The sequence below is a fragment of the Ureibacillus galli genome, assembly GCF_014836845.1.
Classification (GTDB): domain Bacteria; phylum Bacillota; class Bacilli; order Bacillales_A; family Planococcaceae; genus Ureibacillus; species Ureibacillus galli.
In genome coordinates, this window is record NZ_JACSQA010000001.1 from 24,868 (window position 1) to 51,044 (window position 26,177).

Annotated in this window: 29 protein-coding genes; 5 read left to right on the top strand and 24 right to left on the bottom strand. The window is 33.4% G+C overall.

Annotation, left to right across the window (positions count from 1 at the left end; all coding sequences use genetic code 11):
* Positions 1 to 72: 72 nt before the first annotated feature.
* The 16 genes from H9636_RS00115 to H9636_RS00185 form a co-directional block, all read right to left on the bottom strand.
* Positions 73 to 1,029 (bottom strand): alpha/beta fold hydrolase, encoded by a 957-nt coding sequence (locus tag H9636_RS00115; RefSeq protein ID WP_191705634.1) that lies wholly within the window; start codon positions 1,027 to 1,029, stop codon positions 73 to 75.
* Positions 1,030 to 1,212: 183 nt separating this feature from the next.
* The gene (locus tag H9636_RS00120) at positions 1,213 to 1,980 is read right to left on the bottom strand and encodes an amidohydrolase family protein (RefSeq protein WP_191705635.1); all 768 of its coding nucleotides are present in this window, start codon (positions 1,978 to 1,980) and stop codon (positions 1,213 to 1,215) included.
* A 9-nt stretch (positions 1,981 to 1,989) separates the two neighbouring features.
* Positions 1,990 to 3,291 (bottom strand): SLC13 family permease, encoded by a 1,302-nt coding sequence (locus tag H9636_RS00125; protein ID WP_191705636.1) that lies wholly within the window; start codon positions 3,289 to 3,291, stop codon positions 1,990 to 1,992.
* 222 nt (positions 3,292 to 3,513) lie between these two features.
* Positions 3,514 to 4,236, bottom strand: coding sequence for a GntR family transcriptional regulator (locus H9636_RS00130; RefSeq protein WP_122973524.1), 723 nt, complete (start codon positions 4,234 to 4,236; stop codon positions 3,514 to 3,516).
* Between the two features lie 227 nt (positions 4,237 to 4,463).
* On the bottom strand, positions 4,464 to 4,835 hold the full coding sequence (locus tag H9636_RS00135; protein WP_122973525.1) for a hypothetical protein: 372 nt from the start codon (positions 4,833 to 4,835) through the stop codon (positions 4,464 to 4,466).
* A 106-nt stretch (positions 4,836 to 4,941) separates the two neighbouring features.
* Positions 4,942 to 5,514, bottom strand: a complete 573-nt coding sequence (locus H9636_RS00140; RefSeq protein ID WP_191705637.1) for a hypothetical protein — start codon at positions 5,512 to 5,514, stop codon at positions 4,942 to 4,944.
* Positions 5,515 to 5,756: 242 nt separating this feature from the next.
* Complete coding sequence (locus H9636_RS00145) at positions 5,757 to 6,140, bottom strand: VOC family protein (RefSeq protein ID WP_122973527.1); 384 nt, start codon at positions 6,138 to 6,140, stop codon at positions 5,757 to 5,759.
* Positions 6,141 to 6,246: 106 nt separating this feature from the next.
* Positions 6,247 to 6,525 (bottom strand): ArsR/SmtB family transcription factor, encoded by a 279-nt coding sequence (locus H9636_RS00150; RefSeq protein ID WP_122973533.1) that lies wholly within the window; start codon positions 6,523 to 6,525, stop codon positions 6,247 to 6,249.
* Between the two features lie 125 nt (positions 6,526 to 6,650).
* Positions 6,651 to 7,502, bottom strand: coding sequence for a MurR/RpiR family transcriptional regulator (locus H9636_RS00155; RefSeq protein WP_191705638.1), 852 nt, complete (start codon positions 7,500 to 7,502; stop codon positions 6,651 to 6,653).
* A 267-nt stretch (positions 7,503 to 7,769) separates the two neighbouring features.
* Positions 7,770 to 8,054: a hypothetical protein gene (locus H9636_RS00160; RefSeq protein ID WP_191705639.1), complete on the bottom strand. Its 285-nt coding sequence runs from the start codon at positions 8,052 to 8,054 to the stop codon at positions 7,770 to 7,772.
* 14 nt (positions 8,055 to 8,068) lie between these two features.
* Positions 8,069 to 9,421: a TRAP transporter large permease subunit gene (locus H9636_RS00165; RefSeq protein WP_191705640.1), complete on the bottom strand. Its 1,353-nt coding sequence runs from the start codon at positions 9,419 to 9,421 to the stop codon at positions 8,069 to 8,071.
* Between the two features lie 61 nt (positions 9,422 to 9,482).
* Positions 9,483 to 10,361 carry a DUF1932 domain-containing protein gene (locus tag H9636_RS00170; RefSeq protein ID WP_191705641.1) on the bottom strand — a complete coding sequence of 293 codons (879 nt, stop codon included), beginning with the start codon at positions 10,359 to 10,361 and terminating at the stop codon, positions 9,483 to 9,485.
* Positions 10,362 to 10,375: 14 nt separating this feature from the next.
* On the bottom strand, positions 10,376 to 11,059 hold the full coding sequence (locus tag H9636_RS00175; RefSeq protein WP_225229990.1) for an RraA family protein: 684 nt from the start codon (positions 11,057 to 11,059) through the stop codon (positions 10,376 to 10,378).
* 361 nt (positions 11,060 to 11,420) lie between these two features.
* Positions 11,421 to 11,729 (bottom strand): hypothetical protein, encoded by a 309-nt coding sequence (locus H9636_RS18950; RefSeq protein ID WP_225229991.1) that lies wholly within the window; start codon positions 11,727 to 11,729, stop codon positions 11,421 to 11,423.
* Positions 11,710 to 11,880 (bottom strand): hypothetical protein, encoded by a 171-nt coding sequence (locus H9636_RS18955; RefSeq protein WP_225229992.1) that lies wholly within the window; start codon positions 11,878 to 11,880, stop codon positions 11,710 to 11,712. Before H9636_RS18955 ends, H9636_RS18950 begins: the two co-directional genes overlap by 20 nt.
* Before the next feature lie 187 nt (positions 11,881 to 12,067).
* Positions 12,068 to 12,862: an IclR family transcriptional regulator domain-containing protein gene (locus tag H9636_RS00185; RefSeq protein ID WP_225229993.1), complete on the bottom strand. Its 795-nt coding sequence runs from the start codon at positions 12,860 to 12,862 to the stop codon at positions 12,068 to 12,070.
* A gap of 281 nt (positions 12,863 to 13,143) precedes the next feature.
* Between H9636_RS00185 and H9636_RS00190 the strand changes: the two genes are divergently transcribed.
* The gene (locus tag H9636_RS00190; RefSeq protein ID WP_191705642.1) at positions 13,144 to 13,548 is read left to right on the top strand and encodes a cytidine deaminase; all 405 of its coding nucleotides are present in this window, start codon (positions 13,144 to 13,146) and stop codon (positions 13,546 to 13,548) included.
* Between the two features lie 111 nt (positions 13,549 to 13,659).
* Here the strand turns inward: H9636_RS00190 and H9636_RS00195 are convergent, their stop codons facing one another.
* The 3 genes from H9636_RS00195 to H9636_RS00205 all read right to left on the bottom strand — a co-directional run bounded on the left by H9636_RS00195 (position 13,660) and on the right by H9636_RS00205 (position 16,775).
* Entirely contained in the window at positions 13,660 to 14,097 is a 438-nt protein-coding gene (locus tag H9636_RS00195) for a hypothetical protein (RefSeq protein WP_191705643.1), read from the bottom strand.
* A gap of 160 nt (positions 14,098 to 14,257) precedes the next feature.
* A complete protein-coding gene (locus H9636_RS00200) occupies positions 14,258 to 16,414 on the bottom strand; it encodes a heavy metal translocating P-type ATPase (protein WP_191705644.1) in 2,157 nt (718 codons plus the stop codon).
* Positions 16,407 to 16,775: an ArsR/SmtB family transcription factor gene (locus H9636_RS00205; RefSeq protein ID WP_191705645.1), complete on the bottom strand. Its 369-nt coding sequence runs from the start codon at positions 16,773 to 16,775 to the stop codon at positions 16,407 to 16,409. Before H9636_RS00205 ends, H9636_RS00200 begins: the two co-directional genes overlap by 8 nt.
* 624 nt (positions 16,776 to 17,399) lie before the next feature.
* Between H9636_RS00205 and H9636_RS00210 the strand changes: the two genes are divergently transcribed.
* Complete coding sequence (locus H9636_RS00210) at positions 17,400 to 18,794, top strand: nucleoside-diphosphate sugar epimerase (protein WP_191705646.1); 1,395 nt, start codon at positions 17,400 to 17,402, stop codon at positions 18,792 to 18,794.
* A gap of 170 nt (positions 18,795 to 18,964) precedes the next feature.
* Here the strand turns inward: H9636_RS00210 and H9636_RS00215 are convergent, their stop codons facing one another.
* Both H9636_RS00215 and H9636_RS00220 read right to left on the bottom strand, forming a co-directional pair.
* Positions 18,965 to 19,159, bottom strand: a complete 195-nt coding sequence (locus H9636_RS00215) for a transcriptional regulator (protein WP_191705647.1) — start codon at positions 19,157 to 19,159, stop codon at positions 18,965 to 18,967.
* A 135-nt stretch (positions 19,160 to 19,294) separates the two neighbouring features.
* Positions 19,295 to 19,723: a GatB/YqeY domain-containing protein gene (locus tag H9636_RS00220; protein ID WP_191705648.1), complete on the bottom strand. Its 429-nt coding sequence runs from the start codon at positions 19,721 to 19,723 to the stop codon at positions 19,295 to 19,297.
* 333 nt (positions 19,724 to 20,056) lie between these two features.
* On the opposite strand from H9636_RS00220, the gene H9636_RS00225 reads away from it, so the two are divergent.
* A complete protein-coding gene (locus H9636_RS00225) occupies positions 20,057 to 21,085 on the top strand; it encodes a PTS transporter subunit IIC (RefSeq protein ID WP_191705649.1) in 1,029 nt (342 codons plus the stop codon).
* 39 nt (positions 21,086 to 21,124) lie between these two features.
* Here H9636_RS00225 and H9636_RS00230 read toward each other — a convergent pair whose 3' ends face one another.
* Both H9636_RS00230 and H9636_RS00235 read right to left on the bottom strand, forming a co-directional pair.
* A complete protein-coding gene (locus H9636_RS00230; RefSeq protein ID WP_191705650.1) occupies positions 21,125 to 21,988 on the bottom strand; it encodes a patatin-like phospholipase family protein in 864 nt (287 codons plus the stop codon).
* Positions 21,989 to 22,010: 22 nt separating this feature from the next.
* On the bottom strand, positions 22,011 to 22,877 hold the full coding sequence (locus tag H9636_RS00235) for a tyrosine-type recombinase/integrase (protein WP_191705651.1): 867 nt from the start codon (positions 22,875 to 22,877) through the stop codon (positions 22,011 to 22,013).
* A 289-nt stretch (positions 22,878 to 23,166) separates the two neighbouring features.
* Between H9636_RS00235 and H9636_RS00240 the strand changes: the two genes are divergently transcribed.
* Complete coding sequence (locus H9636_RS00240) at positions 23,167 to 23,958, top strand: enoyl-CoA hydratase/isomerase family protein (RefSeq protein WP_191705652.1); 792 nt, start codon at positions 23,167 to 23,169, stop codon at positions 23,956 to 23,958.
* Positions 23,959 to 24,000: 42 nt separating this feature from the next.
* Here H9636_RS00240 and H9636_RS00245 read toward each other — a convergent pair whose 3' ends face one another.
* On the bottom strand, positions 24,001 to 24,801 hold the full coding sequence (locus H9636_RS00245) for a P-loop NTPase family protein (RefSeq protein WP_191705653.1): 801 nt from the start codon (positions 24,799 to 24,801) through the stop codon (positions 24,001 to 24,003).
* 209 nt (positions 24,802 to 25,010) lie between these two features.
* On the opposite strand from H9636_RS00245, the gene H9636_RS00250 reads away from it, so the two are divergent.
* Positions 25,011 to 26,174 carry an aminotransferase class I/II-fold pyridoxal phosphate-dependent enzyme gene (locus H9636_RS00250; protein ID WP_191705654.1) on the top strand — a complete coding sequence of 388 codons (1,164 nt, stop codon included), beginning with the start codon at positions 25,011 to 25,013 and terminating at the stop codon, positions 26,172 to 26,174.
* Positions 26,175 to 26,177 lie beyond the last annotated feature (3 nt).

Here is a 26,177-nt window from a genome sequence, read left to right on the forward strand (position 1 = left end):
CCTTTTAGTTTAAATGGAAATTAAATCCAAAATCCCCTTAAGTCTCCTACGTTTGATATTTAATAAACAACTTTAAACAATACTCGTAATTTTTTTAGATATAAATTTCACATTTTCCAAGACCATCTCTGGATGAAGTTCTGGAATCATATGTCCGATGTCTGGAATGATATTTAAAGTGGCATGGGGAATATCCTCTTTTAATCGCCGCGCTTGATCAATCACCCCAAATGGATCATTTTCTCCCACTGCAATTACTGTAGGAACTGTAATTTTTTTATATTCTTCACAAAAGTTTTTAGAGGTTTCAGAGAATACAAGCACATCCTCCCTATTTGCACTAAAATGACTTGGACGGAATCCGATTGCATATAGCTCTTTTGCATACTTTTCTGGTACCTGCTCCGGAGCAAAAGTTTGCTTGGCCATTGAGAAAGCCATACTTTTTGCTAAAGGTGTTTTAAGTAATAAATTTAAAATCATACTTCCTAAAAAAGGTGTTGTAACGAACTTTGATAACAGGTCACCATTCTCTGCAGCATATCCCTCTTTATACATTGCTCCTGCCAATATCACAATTCCAGCAACTTCCTTTGGAAATTGTAGAGCATAGGAAAGGGTCATCGTACCGCTCCAAGAATGGCCAACTAATATGATTGGTTCATTGATTCCAAGTTCTTTTAACGCTTTATGAATAATAGAAGCTTGCGTAATGGGAGTAATTTTTCTTTTTTTAGGCCTTTCACTATATCCATAACCAGGTCTATCAAAGGCAATTGCATGATAACCTTGCTGAGCTGCCATTTGAACGGTTTCTTTATAATCACTGCTAGAGAGTATTCCCCCATGTAGAAATACAACTGGTTGACCGGTACCTTCTGAAATATAATGTAACTTTATATCATCATCTACTGTTATAAATTTCCCAACCGGCTCATATAATTTTTCTGCCTTTTTAAATTGCCACTGATTATAAAAGAACAGTATACCAATTCCAACAATCACCATTAATATTATCGAGACAGCCATCAATTCATCCTTTCTTTTTACTTTTTTTACGTTGATTTCAAGTAAAAGTTGCATTATTTCATATAAAAATCAATAAAAAATAGACTAAGAACGTCTTACCTATAAAAATATTCCTTAAAAAAATAAAACCTTAATTTTTCCCGCTATGAGGAAAAACTAAGGTTTTGTAAGTTGAAATAATTTTTATTTATGAAGATACCAATTCTCCCCATTTTGAAAGAATATTCTATCCTGCGCTTCCTTACCGACAGTTTCTTTAATTAATTGTATATCATCATATGAAAATCGATAACTCGCTCGAGTTGATGGTAAATCACTACCAAATATAAGAGAGTTTGGATTTTCTCTATATAATATTGTAATTAATTCTCTAATTTCATCTCGTTCATAACCTACCCGACCAAAACCCGTTAATCGAATCGGAACGTCTGCGTTCACAATTTTTTTCAACTTATCCATAGAACATTTTTGCATCCCTAAATGATCGATGGATACTTTTGGCAAGGTGAAAATTAATTCTTCTAGATCTTTATCAATCGTTTGTAAATTAAGATAGAGTTCTGTCTTCCAATTACATAACTTATATACTCGCTCTGAAAGCTCTTTAATTTCTTTCGGTGATGCAGATAACCCTCTATATAAGTTAAATCTTATTCCCTTTATTCCGATGTCATTTAATTTTAAGATCTCTTCATTGGTCGTATCAAATGGTAGTTGTGTAATACCTACAAAATGATTTCCTAATTCTGAAATGGCATCCGCAAAATAATCTTGATGATATCCTTGAAAGGAACCTGATACAATGGCTCCCCCAGTTACTTCAATGGACATTTCTTCTAATTCTTTTAAATAATTATTCACTGTATAAAAATCTGGGACAAATCCTTGATTTTCAACAAGTGGAAATTTTGGATCAATAATATGAAAATGAGAGTCAAATATTTTTTGCATAGCTACCCCCTATAATATAAACATTAAAATCACCGTTGCAACAATCGCAAATCCTAATCCTAAAGGCGTTGCTTTATAAAGTAAATCATTATAAAATTTCTTAGATTCTTCTTCGCTCAACCCACTATTCCCAAGGATCAAACTACCACCTGTAGAGAATGGTGCTAAAGCTGTTGATTGGGCACCAATAATAATTGCCACTGCAATTAGCGAAGCACTGTAACCTGTAGGAGCGATGATTCCTGCAATCATCGGGAACATAAGCGGTGCAACAACACCTAATGTACTGCTAAAGATTGACATAATACCAGCAATGACTGTGACAGCAATTGGAACAATAAAGGACGGCATATTATTAATCATAGAAGCTAATAAATCAATAGTACCTGCTTCTACCGCCACATCAATTAACATTCCTACCCCAGAAACTAGCCATAACGTACTCCAAGGGATTCTCGTCATTACCTCTTTCGATTGATTCCCAGCTAATTTTAAAATGTATGCTACGATTGCGAACACAACTGCCAGTAAAGTAATATCCGTCCGTGAATTAATAAACTGAATCGTTTCATTTTCTGGCATAAAAGTAGCGAGCATCGGTACGCCAAGTACAATTACCATTAGAAGAATAATTAAAGAAATATTTACTTTTTGTTTCTTTGAAAATCTTTCAGGTTTTTCAATATTTAGTTCATCGATTTGACTATTTTTTCTATCAAAAAACATAAGAATTAACATAATAAATATTGGATAAATAAATGAAACAACAAAAATATCCTTTGTTAGTAAATTCGCCTGGTCAGCAAGAGCCGTTTCACTAAGTAATGAGTTAAATAGTACTCCATGGGCACTATACATGAAGTTGGCACCAGAAAGGGACCCTAATGAAACGGCAAATGAAGCATGTAATTTATTCATTCCTGAGGATTTACATAAGGCCATTGCAATCGCGCCCATTACCGCCACTGAAGTGAAGAAACCGGCCCCCATTCCTGAAACTAATGCCGTCACAAAATACAAAATTAATGGCAGCCATTTTGTATGTTTTTGAAATTTAAAAAGCAATAAATGGGCAATTTTCTCTAAAGTACCATTTACAACTGCAAAATTAAAGAAAAGAGCTAAAGTAAAAATAACTAAAAATAATTTTGTCGGGAATGTTTCCAATAAATCATTAATAGACATTCCTAAAACAAAACAACCAATTAAATAAGCAAATGCTAAAGCTACTAAACCCGTATTTATATCAAGCTTTTCACCTAAATAAATTGCAATAATAATTGCTAGTATAATTAAAATAGAATAAAACATAGTTACCTCCTTCGTATCGATCACATCGTATGTAGTTTATAGATTTTTTTATTAAGAACTAAAGTTTTTAAGATTGAATTATAAAATTTAGAAAAAGTTATGTTCCTTTTTGTAATTTTGATATTCGAGCCTATATGTTATTTTTCTTTTAGAATTTAAAAACACCAATGGAAGCACTTACAAAATACGATAAACTATATAACAATCAGCTCTTATCGACATTTATTCTAAACTTAAGACGGATTTGTATTTGTACATATCTCCACGATAGGAAGAGGCACCTGTTAAAACACATTTATCTTTTACTTTTAAATCAACACTTCGATATAAAATTGGAGAGCCTACGGAAATTCCAAGGATGTTTGAGATTTCTTCACTAGCAAGAGCAGCTTCTATTTCTATTTCTCCGTCGGTAAGGGACATATTAAACTTATTTAAAAATAAATGGGAGAATGAATAATTCACATACTCTTCATCTGTAATTTGTTCACCATATTTTTTTAATAAATAACGGTTATCGATAACAATTGGGATCCCCTCTGATAGACGTAACCGTTTTACTTGATAAACTTCTTCTCCAGGTGTTATCCCCAATTTCACATCGATTCCTTCTGGACATGGTACGGAACCGCGAAATAGCAACTTGACATGAAAGTTTTTCAAATACCACCCTCTAAAGAAAGTATCCAATTTCGCAATATCTGTTTTTAATTTGTCTTTTCGAACAATAAATGTACCCTTTCCTTGGATACGTTGTAAAAGACCTTCTTCGACAAGCAACTGTACTGCCTGACGAATGGTCATTCGGGAGACATCAAACATACTGATGAGTTCATCATCACTTAAAAATCTTTCTTTTCCTTCTTTGTACATTTCATCTACTTTTTTTCTTAACCGTTCAGCAATTTGGACGTATTTTGGAATATGAGGATTATAATTACTCATCTCGACCCTCCGTGGTTCATTTTTAATAAGCTACCGACATTTCATCTATACATCTAGATGACATGTTTTTTATTTTATAGTACGAAATGTTAAGCGTCAACAATGTATTCTGAATTTTCAATTCCCTAATCTATAAACGATGTAAAGATTAAAAGACGATTCTTCTATTCGAAGATCGCCTTCAGATAATTTTCCTTGTATCAATCTAGATTCTGTTCAAGATAGATCTATTGTTTATTTCCTGTACTTCCCGCAATCGCTTGAACAGCAAATTTCAACGCTTTTATTCTTCTTTCTAAAAGTGTTCTTTGCGGACTTCCAGCTTTTGATTTAGCATAGATTTTCTCCATGGATGGAAATAAACTAGTAAGAACATCGTGGGCTTCTTCTATATCCTCCTTGAAAAAATGATGATTTCTAAGATTCCAAACATTTTCTAGCATTGCTAAACCGATGTTCACAGCCTTTAGTCGCTTTTTTACTAAGGTGGTATTTTTGCCATTATGGCTCATCTGGGACAAGGCATTTTCCAGTTTACGAAGTGTCGATTGTAAAGATTTGATTGATTCTATTCGATCAACATTCGATACGTTTTCCAAAATAGCATCGTCCTTTCTTTTTTACATTATAGTGATTTCACCACATAAAAACAGAACACAAATTTCCATTTAAAATTGTGTTCTGTTTTTGATGTGTTCAAGCATCTCACTTTTTCCTACGTTCCAAGAATCTAGAGTAACCAAAACATTCTCTAAAAAGTTTTCTACCAATATATTGATGAAAATTATTGTATCGATCACGATAAAATTCATTCCAATAGCTAATCATTCTGTTATAGCTTTTACAAAATCCCTCTATATTTTCCATACAAAATCTCTTTATCTTCTCTGTATCTTGTTCTTTCAGAATAACATACGTCATCTCTAGTATTTCAATGATGTATTCATCACATATTTTTACAATATAAGGAATAGCCCACTCTTCATAATCCATTAAAAGCAATGAATGTAAATGCTTTTGTCGAACATAACCATCACAATTTCTTGAATAAATGCAATGTAAAATCATTTTTTGTTGTTCGGTTAAATTGTCTATATATTGATCAGAATTATCTTTGAAATAAAGACGATAAGGAATGTTAACCACATAATCATCTTGAATGTATTCTATAGTTTCAAGTAATTCATTAGAGAGATTATGGTAAGTCTTCTTTGGAAGCAGTCGAATTACTTCCATAACATCATCTCTCAAACTAATTGGAAATCCGTATTGTAACATATTTCACATCCTACTTCACAAATTAGTCTACTATTGCTCCATTGAACTTTCATCTATGTATATTTTATCAATCTATACCCTATGTCACCATGTAAACAGCACTTTTTTCACTATGTTACTCTTAACTTAGTAAGCTCTTTACTTTATTCTAATTTTTAACTTTTTCATTACATAATGAAACCCCATCCTATAAAAAGAACGGGGTAACAAAATTTTTTTAGTTTTCGGTAAAGTTCACTTTATTATTGTTGAATAATTTGAATCAAATTTCCACACGTATCATCAAAAATTGCTATTGTCATATCACCCATTTTAGTAGGCTCCATTATAAATTTCACGCCCAAATTTTGTAATCGTTCGTACTCATTTTGAATATCGTCTACACCAAACATAGTTACAGGTATACCATCTTCGAATAGCTTTTTTTGGTAATCTTTAGCAGCTGGATGTTGATTAGGTTCAAGTAACAGTTCTGTACCTTCTTGTCCTTCAGGAGAAACAAGGGTAAGCCATCTATATTCTCCAGTAGGAACGTCATGTTTTTTTATAAATCCTAGTGTCTCCGTATAAAATTTTAACGCCTTTTCTTGATCTTCAACAAATATACTCATAACAATGATTTTCATATATCTTTTCCTCCTCGTATAGATAGTGTGTTTCGTGCGTCCTAAACAGTTTGTGATGAACCAAATATTTCGACTCATTCATCTCATATTTATTTAAACGTTATTCTTACTCAATCCATCCTTTTAATAAGTCTTTAAGCGGTTCATTATTGAACACAAGTACTCGATACTTCCCCTTTCGTTTTGAAAATACTAGTCCTGCATCTTCCAATATAGATAGATGTTTTGCAATACCTTGACGGGAAATGCTAACGTTATGCTTCATAATGAGCCTCGCTGTAAGTTCATACAATGTCATCTCGTTACGTTCTGATAATTCATCTAATATGAGCCTTCGAGTTGAGTCAGCGAGTGCTTTGAATATTATATCTGTATTACGATTCATAATTCGATAATACGCAACTTTTTGGTTGCGCGTCAAGTAAAAGAAACTATTTAGTTGCATAAATAAAATAAAAACAGGCTAGCAAAATATAATTCTAGCCTTTACTGCATTTGTTTTACATTAAATTAATCCAATGAATGATAATTGATATCGGTTAAAATTGCATTTACTTTATCTAGACGTTTTTTTGTTTGATCTGGATAATTAATTGCTAGAGCACTAATTATATAATCGGCAATAAATATCGATGATACGACGGAATTATGAAAAGCGATACTACTAGCGTTACATGGCAAAACTAAATCTGAATAAGTGGTAATAGGCGCTGAATAGCTGTCCGTAATGGATATAATTTTTACACCATTATTTTTAACTGTCCGTGAAAGATCAATGATTCTCCTTGCATATCGAGGAAAACTGATTGCAATCACTAAATCATTCTCATCCATATTGACAACACTATCTACCCAATCACTAACGTCAGCTACGACAAGATTTGTATTACCAAAAAGTCTATTTAATCCATGCGTTAAATATTGTGCTACTGGTAATCCACTCCTAACACCCGTACAAATAATCCGGTTAGCCGACAAAATCATTTTTTGAGTTTGTTCAAGCGTTTCATGTGAAATCATCTCAATCGTGTTTTGAATGTTGTTAATTTGTTTCTCTGCGTATCGACCCCAAAGATCATCTTCTTCTATTCCTTTAATATTGGCTTCAAATCTTGTTTGGGGTGCAGCTTGGTTCCTTAAATTTTCTTGTAGTCCCTTTTGAAATTCAGAATAACCTGAATAGCCAAGGTTAAATGTTAACCTCATAATCGTTGTCGTACTAGTTTTTACTACACCTGCAAGTTGATCGACCGTTAAGAAGGCTACATCAAGTGGATGTTTAATGATATAGTCTGCCACTCTTCGTTGCGTTTCTGTTAATTCTCCAATTTTATGTTGTAATTTTTCGATTGGATTTTCCATATTATCTCTCCAGACAGGTGGTTATTGTAGTAAATATTCCACCTTGTTTCATTTGAGAAAATATTATCACGATTTCTCTATCTTGTAAAAATGAAATTTGTCAGGAGACAGAGAACAGATCCATAATTTCTCCGCCACTCATTAAAACTTAATAGAAATCACTACTTCAGATAAATAATAATATATAGGAAGTTGTCGAAAATCTAAAACAAACTTGTCGGAGTAACAATAAAGAAAAAGCAGACTTATTCAGTCTGCTCCTTTATTTTAGCGTATAAGTTCAAACTCTTCACTCAATTCATTTGAAGAACTTTTCTCAACTTCATTTACTTTAGTCACTTCTTTCTTTGGATAATAACCGAGAATGAAGCCAAATATACCAGCAATTGCACTAATCATAAATGTTGGTTCTGCAAACATTTCCCAAGATTTCACAATCCACTCACCTCTTTGAAACAGAAGCCCAGCTAACTGGCCAAAGACAAGACATGTTCCACCGATTAAAAACAATAAAAGACAAGTTTTAAATAAAAAGGCAATATACTTCTTCATTTTTCTACTCTCCTTTAGAATAAAACTGGCAAGAATCCCATTGCAATGAAATAGCCAATCAATAAAATTGGAACAACATAATATACAACTAAAGGAACAAATGTTTTTTCAGGACTTGCACCAGCAAGTGAAGCGGCAATAAAGATTGATCCGGAAGCAGGAGGTGAAGCACCTTCAGTAGAAGCAAAAACGAGAATTGCTACTACGGCAAGCAACGGATCTACGCCTGCTGACACCATCGCTGAAAAAGCAACCATACCAATTGCAGTTAAAGTTGCCGTTGATGATAATGGTCCAGCAACAATTGCTACAAGTAGTGAAATTATAAGTACCATTAACCACTTAGAAATGTCGATAGACCCCATTAATGTTGTTAGATCTTCAGGAAGGCCAAGATCTGTTAAAACTTGACTAGCAGCGTATGCAAATACAAGCAAAGCACCAATCGTTGAAAAACGAGGAATCGCATTATTTAAAAAATCGGACCAGCCTGCTACTGTTTTTGGTAATTTTGCCCAGCCAACCATCATGCTAATTAAAATAATTAAAATCGGTATCCACGTAATAAGTGAGATACTCCCCATTGCATCTTCACCAATATTAGGATTTTCCATAAAATTTTCTGCAAGAGGACCAATGGTGACGACAATCGGAATTAATGCTCCAAAGAAAATCAATGTTGACTTCCAGCCTGTTCTTAGGGCTTCTTTCAGTGGCTGAATAAACTCTGGTGAGATTGGTTTAATATTATCCCGCTTAACGAAATACATGATCAGGATTACACGATAAATGACTTGATAAATTCCTGAAATAAATAGTGCTACATACAAATCTCCTTCTGATACAACAGCTGCAATGGGTGCAAATCCAAGCATAATAAACATCGAAGCACTAGGAGGTAATGCTGCCCCTAGACCTCCATTACCAGCTACAATAGTAGCTGCCCGTTCACGTGTGAAATTGGACTGAACCATCCATGGTGCTGTTATGGAGCCAGTCGTAGCTGTATTTCCCGAGTTCGATCCTGCAAGCGTTCCCATTACTGCGGATGCAATTGTATCAACATATGCAGCTCCCCCAGGAAGCCGACCTAACAAGGAATTTAATATTTTCACTAGACTTGAAATGATTGCTGTATGATCGATAACATAAGCCATAAACACAAACGCAACAGAAGCATATAATACATCATTTGTTCCGGCAAACAAGAGACCGTTCCACATTAAATCTAAAAATTTTGAACCTCCAAATAAAGAAGTTGCAATAAAACCTATCAGCATTGCTTCTGCAATATTTCGTTTTAGAACTACATTCCAAAAAACAATAATGCCAATAAATACAAGTAATGCCCAAATTCCAACCCCCATACATACACCCTCTTTTTCATTTTAGCTTTGTAATAGTAACAACAACATTCATTGCCATTGTTTAAGTTGTAACTTTAAATTCCTCAATTACCTGTCTCCAATGTTTTGGCTTTTCACCATGATACTTCTCTTTTAAATTTAATGAAGCAAGTTTTTCAATTTTACTTTTTGCTGCTTTTGTCATCGATGAATCAATTTTGGCTGAATCTAGCATGTTAATTGTGCCCCCAAGTTCTATAGAACGACGAGATGCATGTAGTGCTGTTCCTGTTACCAATCGATTCATTGTTTCTTCGAATGTTCTACCATTGATTGTTTCGCTAAGTGAATCAATGACAAGTTTTTCTACATTAAAATGTTGAGCAGCTTCCAGCATTTCAAGGTAAAGTCCAACAACTCCTTTCATATAAATACTTCGTATTAATTTTGCGGCTGTTGCTTCACCAGGTATTTCACTAACTTTCTCGATATTCATACCATATACAGTCATCATTTCAATAAATCGATCTGTTCCATTACCACTCGCAAGAATAGGAACCCTATGTTTATAAACTGGTAGAGGTCCCATCATCGCAGCATCGACAAATTTCCCACCAGAATTACTTATATTTAATCCTATCTGCTTTTTGATATTGGGAGATGCTGCCGAAACATCAATATAAACGCTTTCATTTGTAACTAGAGACTTCAATTTTTCACTAACTTCAAGTGCCTTATCTGCAGGTACAGCAACAATAATAGCCTTTACGTCTTTAATTGCTGCCTCCATAGAATGAACTATTGTAACGTTAGACTCCATAGCTCGACTTCTAATAAGTTCGCTATATTTCGGTTCATCCCAAAGCGGATCATATGCCTTCATTTTTTGTATTCCTTGCTCCTTTAAACCTGACGCTAACTCAAAAGCAGCCTCACCAAATCCTATAAATCCTAAATGCATATTCGTTTCTCCTTTTAATTTCCAAATTCTCTCATTTTTTCACCTAGCCATACTGGAGCTATACTGAATTTATCTGTATTCCCTACTTTTCGATTTTCCTCATAGCTTACAATTGTCTGTAGACGTTTTTCCTCATATTTAAATTTTGCTTCTGCTTTTTCCAGTACTTGTTCAATTTTTTCTTTTGATACAACAACAACTCCGTCATCATCTCCGACAATTAAATCACCTGGAAAAACGGTAACTCCAGCGCAAGATATTGGTATATTGATAGCACCGGGGCCATCCTTAAATGGACCATTCGGAATGAATCCTTTTGCAAAAATAGGTAACCCAATTTCAATAAGACTTTCTTTATCACGGACAAGTCCATCTATAACAATTCCTTCAATACCAATTGCTTTTGCCGCTTTAGCCATTAATTCACCGAGATAAGCATTTTCTGTATGACCTTTTCCATCCGCGACAAGTACAAATCCTTCTCCCCCGCAGTAAATACCCTGGTGTAAGAAAAGATTATCTCCTGCTCTCATATCTACAGTTAAAGCAGTACCAACTACTTTCATTCCTGATGAAACTGGCTTTACTTTATAATCCATCGAACCAGTACATCCTAGAGCATCAGAAATAAGTGTTGTATTAAGCTTTTTGGCCCTTTCTATAATTTCCTTTGATAAAAGCGATGTTGTATAGCTCAATTGAATACTCCCCCTATTTTTGAAAAATGTTTAAATCTCTAACTTTATTTTTCTTTCAATCAAGCTGATAACGCTTTCAAAGATGGCATAACAGCTGACCTTATGTAGTAAAAATAACAACTTAAAAATATTTTGTAATATTTATTACTACTTAAATGGAATGATATCATCGTTATTTATCGATGTAAATATTTTTTTGAACATTCAAACTTTAATTTTCTAAATCATATAAACTATTTTCTTGTACTGTTCGGAAAAAGACCGAAATACTTACCTTGTAAACGAAAAAAGAGTGCATTTTCCTTCTGGAAATGCACTCTTTAATCAATCGCTATCTATCTTGTATTTTTAACTGTATACATTACTCTATCAAATTTAGTTTCACCTTGCGATAAATGGCACCAATTTTTTTCATCGATAGGTTGAATTTTAAACTTGATCCAACTTTTTCTAACATTCTTTGATAAGATTTAATATCCCAAGAATCATCGACATGTTCATATAAGTCTTTTTGTACAAATTCTTGGATAATAAAATTGGTAATAGAACTATTGTCTACTAAATTTCCAAAAAACTGTCTTAACATAATCGATTCATCTCTTCCTAACGGTTCATCGGTTAAGATATAAATTTTAAATACATTAACAATGTCATGTATATCTTCTTTCATCTAAAAAGCAAAGTGGTTCTAACCTTTTATCCTCTTCTGTAAAAGGTCCTCTCGTATCTTCGATAATGACATAAGCTAACATTTTATTTTCTTTATAGAAATGAAAAATTTCTAAATCTCGTAATCTTAATTTTCTATCGATTGAAATCATTTTTCACCTATCCTAACAAATTAACATTTTCTGGAACACCTACTTTTACTATGGTTCTCTCTTATGTATTTACTTTCCCGAGACCTATTTCAGTTTGATTAATGTTATTAAAAAATCTGCATGACTCCCCGGGAAGAATCGTGCAGATTTTTACGTTGAAGTTGGAAATTGTTACGGTTAAGATACTTTAACGAATACTTACTATTTTCTCAATTAACCGTGCCATTTCTTTAAGCTTCGGTAAAAATTCTTCTAACAACTGTTGTTTGGAAACACGACCTGCATGAACAGAACAGTTAATGGCAGCAATCACTTGACCATTTAATTTACGAATAGGTACAGCTATGGAACGAACACCTTCCTCCAACTGCTGGTCAACTCCTCCCCAGCCCTTTTTTCGAATGTCCATTAATATCTCGTACAATTCATCTTTATCAACAATCGTATTTTCAGTAAATTTTTTAAACTGAAACTTATTTAAACGTTCCTTTAACTCATCATCGGGTAAATAGGCAAGCAATACTTGGCCCATGGAAGTTGAAACCGCCGGCAAACGAGATCCGACTTCTAAATTAATCGACATTATTCTTTTTTCCGAAACTCTTGCCACATATAAAATATTATCATCATCTAAAATCGAAATAGAACTTGATTCACCGGTTTCTCTAACAAAAGATTCCATAACAGGTTGAGCCATCTGCCAGACGGATGTTTGAGAAGAAAGATAAACCGAACTTAACTCGATAATTTTCATAGTGAGTGAAAAATTTGCATGATCTGATTTTACATACCCTAAATATTCCAATGTAAGTAAAATTCTGCGTACTGTTGGTCGACTTAAACCGGTCATTTGGGCAATTTCACTTGTTGTTAATGAAGGATTTTCTACGCTAAACGTATTTAACACTTGAAACATCCGGTCAATTGATTGGATATAATCTTTACTTTCTTTAAAATCGTCCCTATTCATGTTCGATATCATACGATTGCCTCCACAAGTAAAAATGTACGTTATGTGAAAATGTGTACACATAACGTACATCAACCGAAGGAAATATGCAATTAAATAATCCCCATTAAATAAAGTTAACCAATAAAGAAAATTATAGATGAAGAGCGGTATCTTTTTAGTTATTAAAAGAAACTTTATTTGGCACTGTTAAAGTACTTATTAATAATTTGTTAAACAGGAATAGCCAATTTAGCAGAAGGAACTAATTTCTGTTAATGTATTATTATAGAAAAAATTAAGGGGAGCAGAAAATGGACATCGAAAAACTTTATCAAGCAGCAATCGATTTGATAGAAAAGAGGTATCCATCAGGCTGGGGTGGAGCTGCAGCCATGTATACGGAAAATGGTCAAATCTTAACCAGTGTAGCACCAGACGTTATCAATGCTTCGACTGAATTATGTATTGAAACGGGTGCCATTCTTGAAGCACATAAACTAAATACAAAAGTCACTCATACAATTTGTGTAGTAAGGGAAGATGAAAATTCTGAATTTACCGTTTTATCTCCCTGTGGTGTATGTCAAGAAAGACTTTTTTACTGGGGAGAAAATGTAAAAGCGGCTGTGACTAATCCAAATGGTAAATTGGAATATAAATTATTAAAAGAAATACAACCATATCATTGGTATAAAGCCTACCAAGGTTCATTTTAAAAATTGGTATTGTTTAAGTTGTAGAAGACAAAAATAGGAACTTTCAGTTAAATGGAAGTTCCTATTTTTATTTAAATAAAGAATATTCAATTGTAAGACATAAGCATTCCATCAAAAGATATCCCTTTTTTTAAGTTCAATTTTATCTGTATGTTCATTCCCACTTTGATCAACCCATACGATTTCAATAGTGTAATCCACATTATCCTTTGGAGCATCTCCAAAATATAAATCTGGATAAGAAAAAGGATGTAAAGAGTATTTTGTACCATCAATATCTATGCCATTTTGGAACTTTATTTGTTCGAATATTTTTTTATCATCTTCTAAAAATAGCAATTTTTTAACCGTCAACTCTTCTTTATTTCGTTGTTGAACGGATACTTTCCATCCGATAGAGCTGCCTCCAATTTTTTCATTTTTATATTCGGCTTCCCATATTTCATTTTCGGAAGTTCCTTGTAATTTGTTTTGAGAATTAGTCCAAGATACGAAACATCCTATAGCTATAATAATCGTTAAAACTAAAACACCGTAAAATTTCATCATTTTTCTTCTTCCTTTATTTTCAACTTTTCATCTCCTTCATATCATTATACACATTTTTCCAAATCCCTTTAAATTGAATGTTTTTTTATCACATATAGGAAAGAGCATGTAATTTGATCCACTAAATATATTGAATCAAAACCATGCTCTTTAAATCTCCTTATTCCTTCATTCCCATAAGACGTAGACTATTTAATGAGACGAGTAAAGTAGCACCCATATCCGATAAAATAGCAATCCATAACGTTAACCATCCTGGAACGACTAGTAGCAATGCTAAAACTTTAATTCCTATCGCAAAAATTATGTTCATTTTAATAATGTTTAACGACTTGCGACTTAACTTTACTGTAAATGGTAGTTTTCTTAAATCATCGGCCATTAAAGCAATATCTGCAGTTTCTAAAGCCGTATCCGTTCCAGCTCCACCCATTGCGATTCCAACAGTCGAAGCAGCCAATGCAGGTGCATCATTGACACCGTCCCCTACCATAGCGACCTTTCCAAATTGAGATTTTAATTGTCTTATCGAATTTAATTTATCTTCCGGCATCAATTCTGCTTTAACAGTTGATACCCCAGCGTAACGTCCAATCGCATTCGCAGTACTTTGATTATCTCCTGTAAGCATTATTGTTTTATCAATTCCAAGTTGATGTAATTGTTGAATTACATCCTTACTCGATTCACGTACTTCATCCGCAACAGCAATGACACTAAGAATTTCCTTTTCTGTACCGATGATCATGATGGTTTTCCCTTCGTTTTGAAGGTCTATGAATATCCGTTCTAAACTTTCGTCAATCGTTAAAAGTTCTTTAAATAGTTTCATGCTGCCGACATAAACTGATTTACCTTGTACAGTTCCTTTAATCCCTTTGCCAGTTAAAGAAGCAAAATCTTCAACCACAATATTTTCGTAAACGATAGATGCTTCTTTTGCTTTATTCATGATTGCTGAAGCAAGCGGATGACCAGAACGTGATTCTAATGCAGCTAAGAGGGCTAATATGTTCTTTTCCTCCATATTTTCGTTCAATACATGAAAATCCGTTACAACTGGAACCCCTTTTGTTAACGTACCTGTTTTATCAAAAGCAATTGCTTTAATAGAGCCCATTTCTTCTAAATAAATGCCACCTTTAATTAAAACACCTTTTTTTGCTGCATTTCCTATGGCAGAAACAATAGATATAGGAGTTGAAATGACTAAAGCACAAGGACAACCAACAACTAAAACTGATAGCCCTTGATAAACCCACGTCGACCAACTTCCACCAAAAAGTAAAGGAGGAACAGCGGCCACAATAACCGCAATCACTATAATGATTGGCGTATAATATCTCGCAAACGTATCTATGAATGCTTGGGATGGTGCCCGTTCTGCTTGGGCTTCTTCAACAAGTTCAATGATTTTCGAAATCGTCGTATCCTCGACTAATTTTGTTATTCGAACTTCAAGTAACCCTTCTTCATTTAAGGTACCTGCAAATACTTCATCGTCTTCCTTTTTATACACAGGAACGGACTCACCTGTAATGGCTGCTTGATTTACGGTTGAATTACCTTTTACGATAATGCCATCCATTGGGATTTTCTGACCTGGTTTCACAATCATCATGTCACCAATTAAAATATCCTCTACAGGTACCAACATTTCTTGATGATTCCTTTTAATAAGAGCTTCTTTTGGAGCAATATCCATTAGTGAGCGAATTGATTGTCTGGCTTTATCCATGGAAAATCGTTCAAGCGCTTCACTTATCGCAAATAAGATGACTACGACAGAAGCTTCCGCCCATTCTCCAATAATCGCTGCACCAATTACTGCAATTGTCATTAATGTTTTCATATCAAAATCAAAACGACGTAAGTTTTGTAAACCTACAATAAAAAGGGAATAACCGCCAATGACAATGGATGTTAAAAATAATAATGAAGTGAGGATGTTTCCTTCCCCATTCACGAACATCGAGAGGTATCCAAAAACAATGAAGAGAGTTGCATAAAGTAAAGTATTGTATTTTTGATAAAATGCTTCATTTTTTACTTTAGAAATTTCCTTTTCTTTCCTGCTTCGGGAACTAACTTTATCAGGAAACACTTGAAGATTCTCAAATGAACCGGCTTTCGTTAGTTCTTCGATGGAAACTTCCCCTACAACACTAATTTTTGATGCGCCAAAATTCACTTTTGCATCGTGTACACCTGGAAGTTCTTTTACATTTCTTTCAAACTTTCCTGCACAATTTGCACAGGAAAAACCTTCTACACGGTATACCTTTTTTTCTTCTATTTCTTTTGTAGTATCATTCATTTCGAACTCCCTCCCTTTGATGGGCGAAAGCAACTTCAATTAGTTGTTTGACATGATCATCATCTAATGAATAATAAACTAATTTACCTTCTTTTCGGTATTTTGCTATTCCTAAATTTTTCAACAACCTTAAATGATGGGATGCAGTAGCTGTAGTTGCCCCTACAATGTTTGCCACATCACAGACGCATAACTCACCACCTAAAAGTGTATAGGCAATTTTAATTCTTGTCTCATCAGATAAAGCTTTAAAAATTTTTGCCACTTCGAAGGGATTTTCCTTCGATAATTTATTTTGAATCGAAACGACTTTCTCCTCATTTATACACGTAATTTCACATACATCTCTTTCTTTATTCACTCTAGACACCCCATTTATTCAAATGAATATTTGATTGTTAAAACTAATATATTCAATAACATTCAAATAGTCAAATGATTGTTTGAATATTTTGTATAAATTTGTTCTCATTCAATTTTCTATTGTTCCCTACTTCCCACTTATTACGTCCACCAATACTATCCTGTATATAAATTTTTTATGGAAATATTTTGTTATCTACTTTTCCCGATTCGCCCCACAATCCTTGAGGAAATATTTAAAGATTTTTCGTAAATATCTAAATCCATTTTTGAAGGTGACCGAATGAAATTTAAATCAATTAAATAGCGACCTCAAAGTTGATATCGAATTAATAGATAACATTCTCCTTCGTTACATTCCCTTATACGAAAAGTTTCTACAATTTCATTAGTGAATTGAAGGATTGATATTCCATTTTTCCTCACAATTTTTCTATAATTTAGTTCTAGATTTCAAGTTAAAGAAATATGATAGTAAAGTGGTCATATTTTGCTCCCAACAGATTACGAAAAATGAATAAATTTTTATTTATTCTAGTCGATATTTAATCCATCTACTCCAGACACTTTTTACTGCTGTTTTCGTCTAGGAAGTATATAATAGTTTTAACGGAGGTACAGCATGTTAAAAATTAAAAGTATAGATTTTATTAAAACTGTTTATGATGAATCTCTTTCGCATAATATTTTTTCTATAGCAAATATACATTTTTCCAACTATCCACCGATTAACGGAGCCCTTCTATATTGGAAAAAGAATTTGTCCCGTTCGGAATTTACTCCTGAAGGTGATTATAAATTTTTCTATGATATGGCCAATATAACTTATTACGCCTCTGTTAAGTTTCCGAAAAACATTAAATTAACGAGGGATCAAAAACAGGAATTGGCTTATATTTTATTAGACGAGCGCGGTTCAATCGGAACATATAGTTTAAAAACGCATCCAAGTCGAAGAAAAAAATTTAATCCGAAGTTATCTTTGGCAAAGCTCGATTTTCCTAAAAATTTTGATATCAAATCAATTCCTTCGTATGTTGGTCCAATTATCGATGAGATTGATATGACTCATATTCTGGACAATAACCCGGAAATGTCCAAACAATTTATCCATGATTATTGTTTTTGGAGATATAACCTAATCAAATTACATCCAACCGAGTTTGAAGAATACCTTGATTACGTAGACTTTTCCTACATTTGTTATGCTTGTGACCAATTAAATGAACAATATTTAATTGAACATCTTGATCAAGTGGATGTTTCAACGCTTCAATATAATTATCCAGTATTATCTAGACTATCTGCGTCCTTTAAAAACTACATAGTTGAACAACTAAGACGTCAAAAACTAAAAATCAACGAACACTTTGAACAAGAAATCGAATTGTTTATTGAAGATGAAACCTATTTTAGTGAATATAGTACCATTCATCTTCTTGATGAAGACGAATTAATAGAAGATGAAGAGGAAAAATTGGATTTCCACTTTTTTGAGTATGACCGGGGACAATATAAATGGCCGGGAAGCGAGCATATGGTAAAAGGAATTCCTTCATTAGCTTGTCAAATTTATGATGATATGGGTTATAAAAAACGATCAAATAAAGAAATGGATAAGTTTTTTAATGCCTATTCCAAAAAACAAATGGATTTGATGAGTGCCGTTTTTGAACCCCATTGGTTACATCGTTACAGAGATCATCTAAATTGGCGTATTGTTTGCCAATATAATGAATATTTAACGGAAGACTTTTTAAATGCTCATTTATCTTATATTGATTTTGAGGCACTAGGAAACAACTTATGGTGTGAATTATCTGAAGCATTTATCGAAAAACATATTCATCACTTTAATCATAATCAGCCCGTTCCAATTATTATTCGACACCTAACTGAGGAACTATATTTAAATTATAGAGACAAAATAAAAGTAGACTCTGACTTGTTATATCAATATTATGGTGCGATCGGCAACGATGAGTATGAACGTCTACAAGAATTGTTAAGTGAATAAACGATAGTCCACTAGAGCGTAGTCATCATTTTTGGCTGCTCTCTTTTTTTGAATTCATAAGCAAATAAAAAACAACCCCACTTGTCTCGATAACAAGTAAGATTGTTTATGGATATGGATCAATTAAATGATTGTTCAAGTATAATACCTCGTTTAATATTTCATAGTATTTAATGGGCATTTGAAGCACTATTTTTTCTAAAACTCCTTAAAGCACTCCCTTTCATTTTTTTTGCTTGTTCATTGAAAGCATCTAGTTGTTCTTGGGAAAGTTGAAGAACATAATAATAAAAATTAATCGGCTCTAGACCAAAATCCATACATTTAGCAACATAGTAATCATAACCTTCACGATAAATGGACATTAAACTGAAACTCCCCTCATCTGTTCTATAACAGATATTTATTGTTTGATTTAATATATAACAGTATGACAGTCTTGTCAATACGTTTTCTCCAATAAAAAAACTCGCACAATATAGGCGAGTTCAAAACAAATTTTATGATATTAAATTTTTCACTACTTTCGAAATCGTAGCTCCATCAGCTTTACCAGCAAGTAAAGGTTTAGCAATCTTCATTGCTTCCCCCATATTTAAACCTGTTTTGACTCCTGCTTCAGTTAGTACAGCTGTAATTTCTTCTTCAGATAATTGTTTCGGTAAGAAACTTTTTAACAATGCTAATTTTACTTCTTCTTTTTCAATTAAGTCTTCACGGTTAGCTTGTTTTGCCCCATCTAACGATTGGTTCGTTTGTTTAATTTCACGATTGACTACTGCAATTTCCTCTTCAGTTGTTAATGCTGAACCTTTTTCTTTTTCAGCATTATCTAATGCCGATTTTAAAAGCGTTAAGACACCTTTTGCGATGACATTCTTTTCTTTCATCGCCACTTTTAATTGTTCAAACACAGTATCTTTCAACATGTAGATCTTCCTCTCGATATATACTTTTCCATTGTTTAAAATGGTTGAATACTATTACTATACACTGATTTCCCTTTTAATACCAAGACTAAGGAAGGTCGGCTTCAATTTTTGAAAATAGCGATTAAAACCTTGTCATCTTTACTTAATAAAGAAAAAAGCTAATTTCAGTTATATGATTTAATTCTACTTAAAATCGTTTTCATTCTATTATACGTTATGATTTTACATCTGCGTCTTATATTCAGAAAATTTAGTATTGAAATAATCTTTCTAACTTATATAATAATCTTACATTAAAAGAGTGACACCTAGAGAGGATATGAAATAAGTATGAAAGATTTTTTTAATAAGCTATTAACTGGAATGAGTTTAGGAATTGTTGTTTGTTTAATCCCCAACGCCCTTGTTGGTGAAATATTAAAACTTTTCATTCCCTATGCACCCTTTTTAGAAACGGTATTAAATGTTTCTGTCATCGTCATGAGCTTATTGCCAGTTGTCATTGGAGTGATGATTGGTATACAGTTCAAATTAACACCGATTCAAACATGTTCTGTTGGTTTAGCAGCATTTATCGGAAGTGGTGTTACGACGGTAGCAACAGATGGAACGTTAACAATAGCAGGAATTGGAACTGTTATTAATATCGGTTTAACTGCTGCTTTAGCTGTTTTATTTGTTCAATGGTTAGGAACGAGATTAAAAGACTGGACATTACTAGCAATGCCAGCACTAACGATTTTTCTTCCCGGAATTATTGGATTATCAATCTTACCTTATGTAAAAAACAGTTCTCTATTAATCGGTGAAGGAATTATGTATGTCACAAGCCTTCAACCAATTGTAATGGGAGCTATCATTGCCATGATATTCTCTGTGTTAATTTTATCACCCATTTCAACAATCGGAGTTGCTACAGTTATTATGCTTTCTGGTATTGGTGCTGGCGCAGCGAACCTTGGTGTATGTGCATCAGGTGTCGGAATGTGTATCGCAAGTTACCGTGCCAACAATTTTGGTACAGCCATTGCTCATATTGCTTCTGCTAAAATTCAAATGAGAAACTTCTTTATGAAACCGAAAATCGCCTTTCCAATGATTTTAACTGCAGGCATATTAGGAGGACTCGGCGGACTATTTGAAGTAATCGGTACTCCATACAGTGCAGGTTTTGGACTAGCCGGATTTGTTGGACCTTTAAAATATTTAAGTTTAGTAGGTTGGAATACTGAAAGCATCTTCATTTCCATTACGTTATTTATTGCATTACCAATCGTGTTAAACTTAGTATTCTTAAAACTATTTGAATCAAAATTAAAATGGTTAAAGTATGAAGATTATAAAGTTACATACGAATAAGTATAAACACCATTTCTTATGAAGAAATGGTGTTTTTCTTTATTGTGCTTTCATAAAAGATTTTAATTTTTCCATTTGACTATTTGCTAAGTTATAGCCCATTTCATAACTTTGTCGCATTACCTTCACATCTTTCTCCATACTTTTCATCGGATATTCTGGTCTGAAAATAAAAGCTTTTCCCTCTTCTTCTAATCTTTCACATAATGCAAGGGTCTCATTGTATTTATCAATTCGCACTTGCATAAGTTCTACAAGTTTCGGATATTTCTTTTTTAATAGTTTCATAGCCCATTTACTTTGAGAGTCCAATTTTTTACGATATCCCTTTGGTCGTGTTAATACGAGAACATGGTTTTCAAACCCATCATCTATTGCTTTTTGAATCGGTATTGGATCTGCTAATCCACCATCAAAATATGGAATATCATTTATTTTAATTTCGGGAAACAAAATAGGGATTGCACACGTAGCTCTTAACATCATACATTTCCGATCCATTTCCAATGCATTCATATATTCTATTTCACCTGTCATTGCGTTTGTTACCCCAAACAATAAAGTGCCATCATATTTTTGATATGTATCCCAATCAAATGGATCTAATTGATTGGGAATTAAATCATAGGCATAATCCAACCCAAATATGCTTTTCTCTTTATAGAAGTTTCGAAAACCCATATATCGTTTATCATGACGGAAATTAATGAGCACTCGCAATGTACGCTCTTTTTGTTTAGAAATATAGGAACAAGCATTCATTGCACCAGCTGAAATACCAATAATGTATGGCATCATTATCTGTTGATCTAAAAAAGCATCTAAAATGCCGGCTGTATAAACCGTACGAAAAGTTCCTCCTTCTAATATTAAACTAGTATTTTTGTCATTTAATCCGTCCATTATAACCCTCTTATCTTGTCATTTAGTTTAATCGTTTAATTCGGTCTACGAGAACACTTTTTCTTGCATAACCGAATCGTTCATAAATCTGTTTTAATTGCACGTTATATACTTGTTGTACATGATGATGAATCGAAGTATAGCGCAATTTCGTAGCCGTCACTGTAAACCCTAATCCTGTTGAAATTGCTTGGAAGATTCGTTCAATTGTTTTTACAGTTATTGGTTCATATTGTTTATTTCCAAGTCCTAACCAAATGTAGTCGGTGTTCTCACATCGTGGAAAAAATTGATGAGTTTCCTCTTTTAATAAGGCTAACCAAGCAATCTGACTATCTGATAATGCAATTTTTCTATTTTTCCTTTGATCGATAATTGTAATATCTTTTTCATGAATATGACTCCACTTCATTGCAACGACTTCAGATGGTTTTAAACCAAATTCAACAATGAGATTAACAATACAAAAATTTCGTAATGCAAGCCATTTGTATTCTGGATCTCCACTAAGTTGATAGATCTGTAGCCAATAATTTAAAACTTCTTCTACTTGTTTAGATGTCAATGTATCAAATTTAGTTAATTGACGATGTACAGGTTGTAATAATTCAACAGGAAATGGATCAATTATATTTCGATCTTTCAAATAATATAAAAAGTGTTTTAAAGATGATAGTTTTCGATTGATGCTTGCAGGTGACTTATATGTATTTACTAAATATTCTTTATAGCTTGGAAGGCAACTGTTTATTTCGTTATTTAATGGAATATGATTTTCTTGCAAAAACTTGATAAATTGTTCCGTATCAATACAATATTGCTTAATCGTATGAGGAGATTTTTTTAATGATTCTAAATAAGTTTTATAATAAGCGACTTGTTGCTTCATAATTCCCCTCCTTATTTACTATGCGTAAAAAAACTTGATATTTTAGTTGTTCTTGGAGCGTGAATAGTATAGTTTAAATTATAAAAGTAGTGTCGGATAATATGCAAATGAAGAACACATAAAACAAAAACAATTATAGCAAAATGGATTTCTTTATATAGAGAAATAATTTTTTTTACATAATCCTTTCAACATTTAGTTTTTCCCTTTCATTAAATATTCTGAAATTTGTTCGATAAAAAGTGCTTATTGTATATAATGGGGGTATCTAAGTAAGGAGGTGTTTCCGATGCAAGTACGAACAACTCGGTTGGAAGAAGAGGAAGCGAAAATTATTTATCAAGAAACGGCTGGATTAGCGATTATTACAATCCATCGTCCCCAATTAAAAAATGCATTAACCGCAAATATGTGGCAACAATTAGCGAAAATCGCCTTACAATCCACTGACAATCCAAAAAATAAAGTTTTATTATTACGTGGTTCAGGCGAAAATTTCACAGCTGGGTCAGATATTAAAGAATTTCACTCCATCTCGTTAGAAGAAGCTGAAGAGGCGTTTATTTTAATGGAAAAAACGATATCCACTATCGAGCAATTACCTCTACCTGTCATCGGTGTCATTAACGGACCTGCGATGGGGGCTGGTTTAGAATTAGCATTAGCCTGCGATATACGAATTGGTTCAGATAAATCCAGATTAGGTATACCCGTTGGTAAATTGGGGATTACGATCAATAATAAATTTGCGAAACGTCTTGTTGATTTAGTAGGGCCATCAGCAACGAAGGATTTTGTTTTTACTGGACGTATGTACAAAGCGGAGGAAGCTTTTAATGCAGGTTTACTGAACTATTTAGTTCCGGAAAAGGATTTAAATAGATTTGCTATTCGTATGGGGAAATTAGTAGCTGGTATGTCACCCGCGTCCATCCTTGCCATTAAACGTTCTGTACAAGAGTGTGTTGATTCAATCCCAGTTTTATGGAATACATCCTCTACATTTGTGGATCCTAACGATTTTCCTGAAGGTGTCCGCGCATTTGTCGAAAAAAGGCAACCACGCTTTTCCCGTCATTAAATGAAAATGGGCTATTTCAATTCAATGAAATAGCCCCTTACTCTACTTAAATCCTTTTATAAAAATTTGAATATGTGATGGTTCAAATTCAAAATGGTTATTAAACTGCTCTGAAATGTTACGCTGTAAATTCACCATTTCTTCCACTACTTTATAGTTAATAGGTGGTAAAATATAAATAGAGAGATAAATAATCGGGTTTTTTTTCATTACAAATTGAACTGAGTTCACTTTTGTTACCATTTTATTTTGGCGAGCAATATGTTGTATCAAATCCGAGTAAACATTTCGGGAAATGACGACTACTTGTCGATGAAAATCCGGTTGAACGATTGTCGTTTCCCCCAATTTCACTTTATTTTTCGAAACAATGTCAAACCCTTTTTGAACTAGCCGTTTAAAAAAATTTTGTCCTACTTGTCTATATGGTATAGGCATCACATGTTTCCCCTGAGTTACCCTAACAAATTTAGCCATTTGAATTTCCCTTTTTGATCGGATGTCTTCTATATGATGAAATGTTTTAATTGGAGGTAACTGAAGGCGCTCTGCAATCTTTTTCGTCATTTTCTCTGAAGTACCTATAATCAGAATTGATTGTACATGATATTGACGAATTGCATTTACGACTTCCCTTTTATGTTCTTCGTCTTGAAAAATAGCTCGTCGAACAGCCGTTACTGTATTTTTTTCGAATTTCGCTGAAGTACCTGCCTTCCTCTCACCATTTATAATGAGGAGACCATCATCGATGATAGCTTCTATTTGATGTTCATAAGCAAATTGAAGGGCACTTGTACTTTTTCCTGTGCCACTTGGACCACTTAATGAATGTACGATCATTTATCTCCCTCCAGCCTATTTTTACTAGTATAATGGATAATCGATTTATTCGCTATTTTCTAAAACAAATGTATTCATTTCCACATTATATCCCTAAAGATTCTCTATAAATTATGTATTTTTTATCTTTTCTGATTTTGTGACGAAATATCATTGGTCCTATGTTAAAATGTGATTTATATTTGTTTGATTATAAGGAGTGTTACATCTTGAATATTATCCCCTCTAAGAAAATGTCATTATTTGAACCTGCCATTTTCGGTGATTTAAAAAGTTTTGCAAAAAAACAAGAAGCAAAAGGAATGGAATTAATCGACTTAAGTTTAGGAAGCCCCGACATTCCACCCCATGAAATGTTACGGAATCATATGTCTGAATTAAGTAAACGCTCTTCCTCATACGGATATACATTATCCGGCTCGAAGGAATTTTTAGAGGCAGTGGCAAATTACTATAAACGTGTCAATAAAGTAGATTTAATTCCCGAAACTGAAATCGTGCAAACAATTGGTTCACAAGAAGGATTAGTCCATTTACCTATTGCCTTTTGTGATCCTGATGATTTTGTTTTAACAACAAATCCAGGCTATGTTGCCTATGCAGCCGGTATTAGTTTAGCTGGTGCACAGCCTTATTACATACCCCTAGATGAAAATAGAGGATTTTTACCAAATTTAAACGCGATTCCTGAAGAAATTGCTAAAAAGGCAAAGTTATTAATATTAAATATGCCAGGAAATCCTGTTCCGATGTCTCCATCAATTGAATATTTCACGGAAGTAGTCGAATTTGCGAAAAAATATAATATTATCGTTTTACACGACGCTGCTTACTCAGAATTTTACTTTACGGGTGAAGCACCGATTAGCTTTTTAGCAACTCCGGGGGCAAAGGAAGTCGGTTTAGAGATTAACTCCTTATCAAAAAGTTTTAGTTTAGCTGGTGCACGGGTAGCTTATATTGTCGGAAATGCAGAAATGATTTCGATTATCAAACAATTAAAATCTAATTTAGATTTCGGTATATTTGATCCAATTCAATCGACGGCGGCCGTTGCTTTAAATCATGCAGAGGAAATTACAGCAAACCTAAGATCTACCTTTTCTGAACGTCATACCACTTTAATGAATGGATTAAAAGCATTAGGATGGGAAGTAGCTCCATCCAACGGTGGTATGTTTGTTTGGGCTAAATACCCTTATGAAATTGATAGTGTATCCTTTGCTTTTAAAGCAATCGAACAAACTGGTGTATTGATGGTTCCTGGAACGACATTTGGTTCGGAAGGCGAAGGGTATATGCGTCTTGCATTAGTACAAGAAAAACATTTATTAGAAGAAGCCGTTCAACGTTTGAAAACAATCTCATTTTAATCC

Bases quoted from the DNA above. Each gene is read 5' to 3' on its own strand.
- H9636_RS00150 (WP_122973533.1), bottom strand. From the start codon at position 6,525: ATGAATCGTAATACAGATATAATATTCAAAGCACTCGCTGACTCAACT.
- H9636_RS00195 (WP_191705643.1), bottom strand. From the start codon at position 14,097: ATGATGAAATTTTACGGTGTTTTAGTTTTAACGATTATTATAGCTATA.
- H9636_RS00235 (WP_191705651.1), bottom strand. From the start codon at position 22,877: ATGAAGCAACAAGTCGCTTATTATAAAACTTATTTAGAATCATTAAAA.
- H9636_RS00125 (WP_191705636.1), bottom strand. From the start codon at position 3,291: ATGTTTTATTCTATTTTAATTATACTAGCAATTATTATTGCAATTTAT.
- H9636_RS00220 (WP_191705648.1), bottom strand. From the start codon at position 19,723: ATGTTGAAAGATACTGTGTTTGAACAATTAAAAGTGGCGATGAAAGAA.
- H9636_RS00160 (WP_191705639.1), bottom strand. From the start codon at position 8,054: ATGAAGAAGTATATTGCCTTTTTATTTAAAACTTGTCTTTTATTGTTT.
- H9636_RS00120 (WP_191705635.1), bottom strand. From the start codon at position 1,980: ATGCAAAAAATATTTGACTCTCATTTTCATATTATTGATCCAAAATTT.
- H9636_RS00215 (WP_191705647.1), bottom strand. From the start codon at position 19,159: ATGTCCATTTATCGTGAAGGTTATGATTACTATGTTGCTAAATGTATG.
- H9636_RS00225 (WP_191705649.1), top strand. From the start codon at position 20,057: ATGAAAGATTTTTTTAATAAGCTATTAACTGGAATGAGTTTAGGAATT.
- H9636_RS00230 (WP_191705650.1), bottom strand. From the start codon at position 21,988: ATGGACGGATTAAATGACAAAAATACTAGTTTAATATTAGAAGGAGGA.
- H9636_RS00210 (WP_191705646.1), top strand. From the start codon at position 17,400: ATGTTAAAAATTAAAAGTATAGATTTTATTAAAACTGTTTATGATGAA.
- H9636_RS00115 (WP_191705634.1), bottom strand. From the start codon at position 1,029: ATGGCTGTCTCGATAATATTAATGGTGATTGTTGGAATTGGTATACTG.
- H9636_RS00245 (WP_191705653.1), bottom strand. From the start codon at position 24,801: ATGATCGTACATTCATTAAGTGGTCCAAGTGGCACAGGAAAAAGTACA.
- H9636_RS00200 (WP_191705644.1), bottom strand. From the start codon at position 16,414: ATGAATGATACTACAAAAGAAATAGAAGAAAAAAAGGTATACCGTGTA.
- H9636_RS00165 (WP_191705640.1), bottom strand. From the start codon at position 9,421: ATGGGGGTTGGAATTTGGGCATTACTTGTATTTATTGGCATTATTGTT.
- H9636_RS18950 (WP_225229991.1), bottom strand. From the start codon at position 11,729: ATGAAAGAAGATATACATGACATTGTTAATGTATTTAAAATTTATATC.
- H9636_RS00140 (WP_191705637.1), bottom strand. From the start codon at position 5,514: ATGTTACAATACGGATTTCCAATTAGTTTGAGAGATGATGTTATGGAA.
- H9636_RS18955 (WP_225229992.1), bottom strand. From the start codon at position 11,880: ATGATTTCAATCGATAGAAAATTAAGATTACGAGATTTAGAAATTTTT.
- H9636_RS00240 (WP_191705652.1), top strand. From the start codon at position 23,167: ATGCAAGTACGAACAACTCGGTTGGAAGAAGAGGAAGCGAAAATTATT.
- H9636_RS00190 (WP_191705642.1), top strand. From the start codon at position 13,144: ATGGACATCGAAAAACTTTATCAAGCAGCAATCGATTTGATAGAAAAG.
- H9636_RS00155 (WP_191705638.1), bottom strand. From the start codon at position 7,502: ATGGAAAATCCAATCGAAAAATTACAACATAAAATTGGAGAATTAACA.
- H9636_RS00145 (WP_122973527.1), bottom strand. From the start codon at position 6,140: ATGAAAATCATTGTTATGAGTATATTTGTTGAAGATCAAGAAAAGGCG.
- H9636_RS00170 (WP_191705641.1), bottom strand. From the start codon at position 10,361: ATGCATTTAGGATTTATAGGATTTGGTGAGGCTGCTTTTGAGTTAGCG.
- H9636_RS00185 (WP_225229993.1), bottom strand. From the start codon at position 12,862: ATGATATCGAACATGAATAGGGACGATTTTAAAGAAAGTAAAGATTAT.
- H9636_RS00130 (WP_122973524.1), bottom strand. From the start codon at position 4,236: ATGAGTAATTATAATCCTCATATTCCAAAATACGTCCAAATTGCTGAA.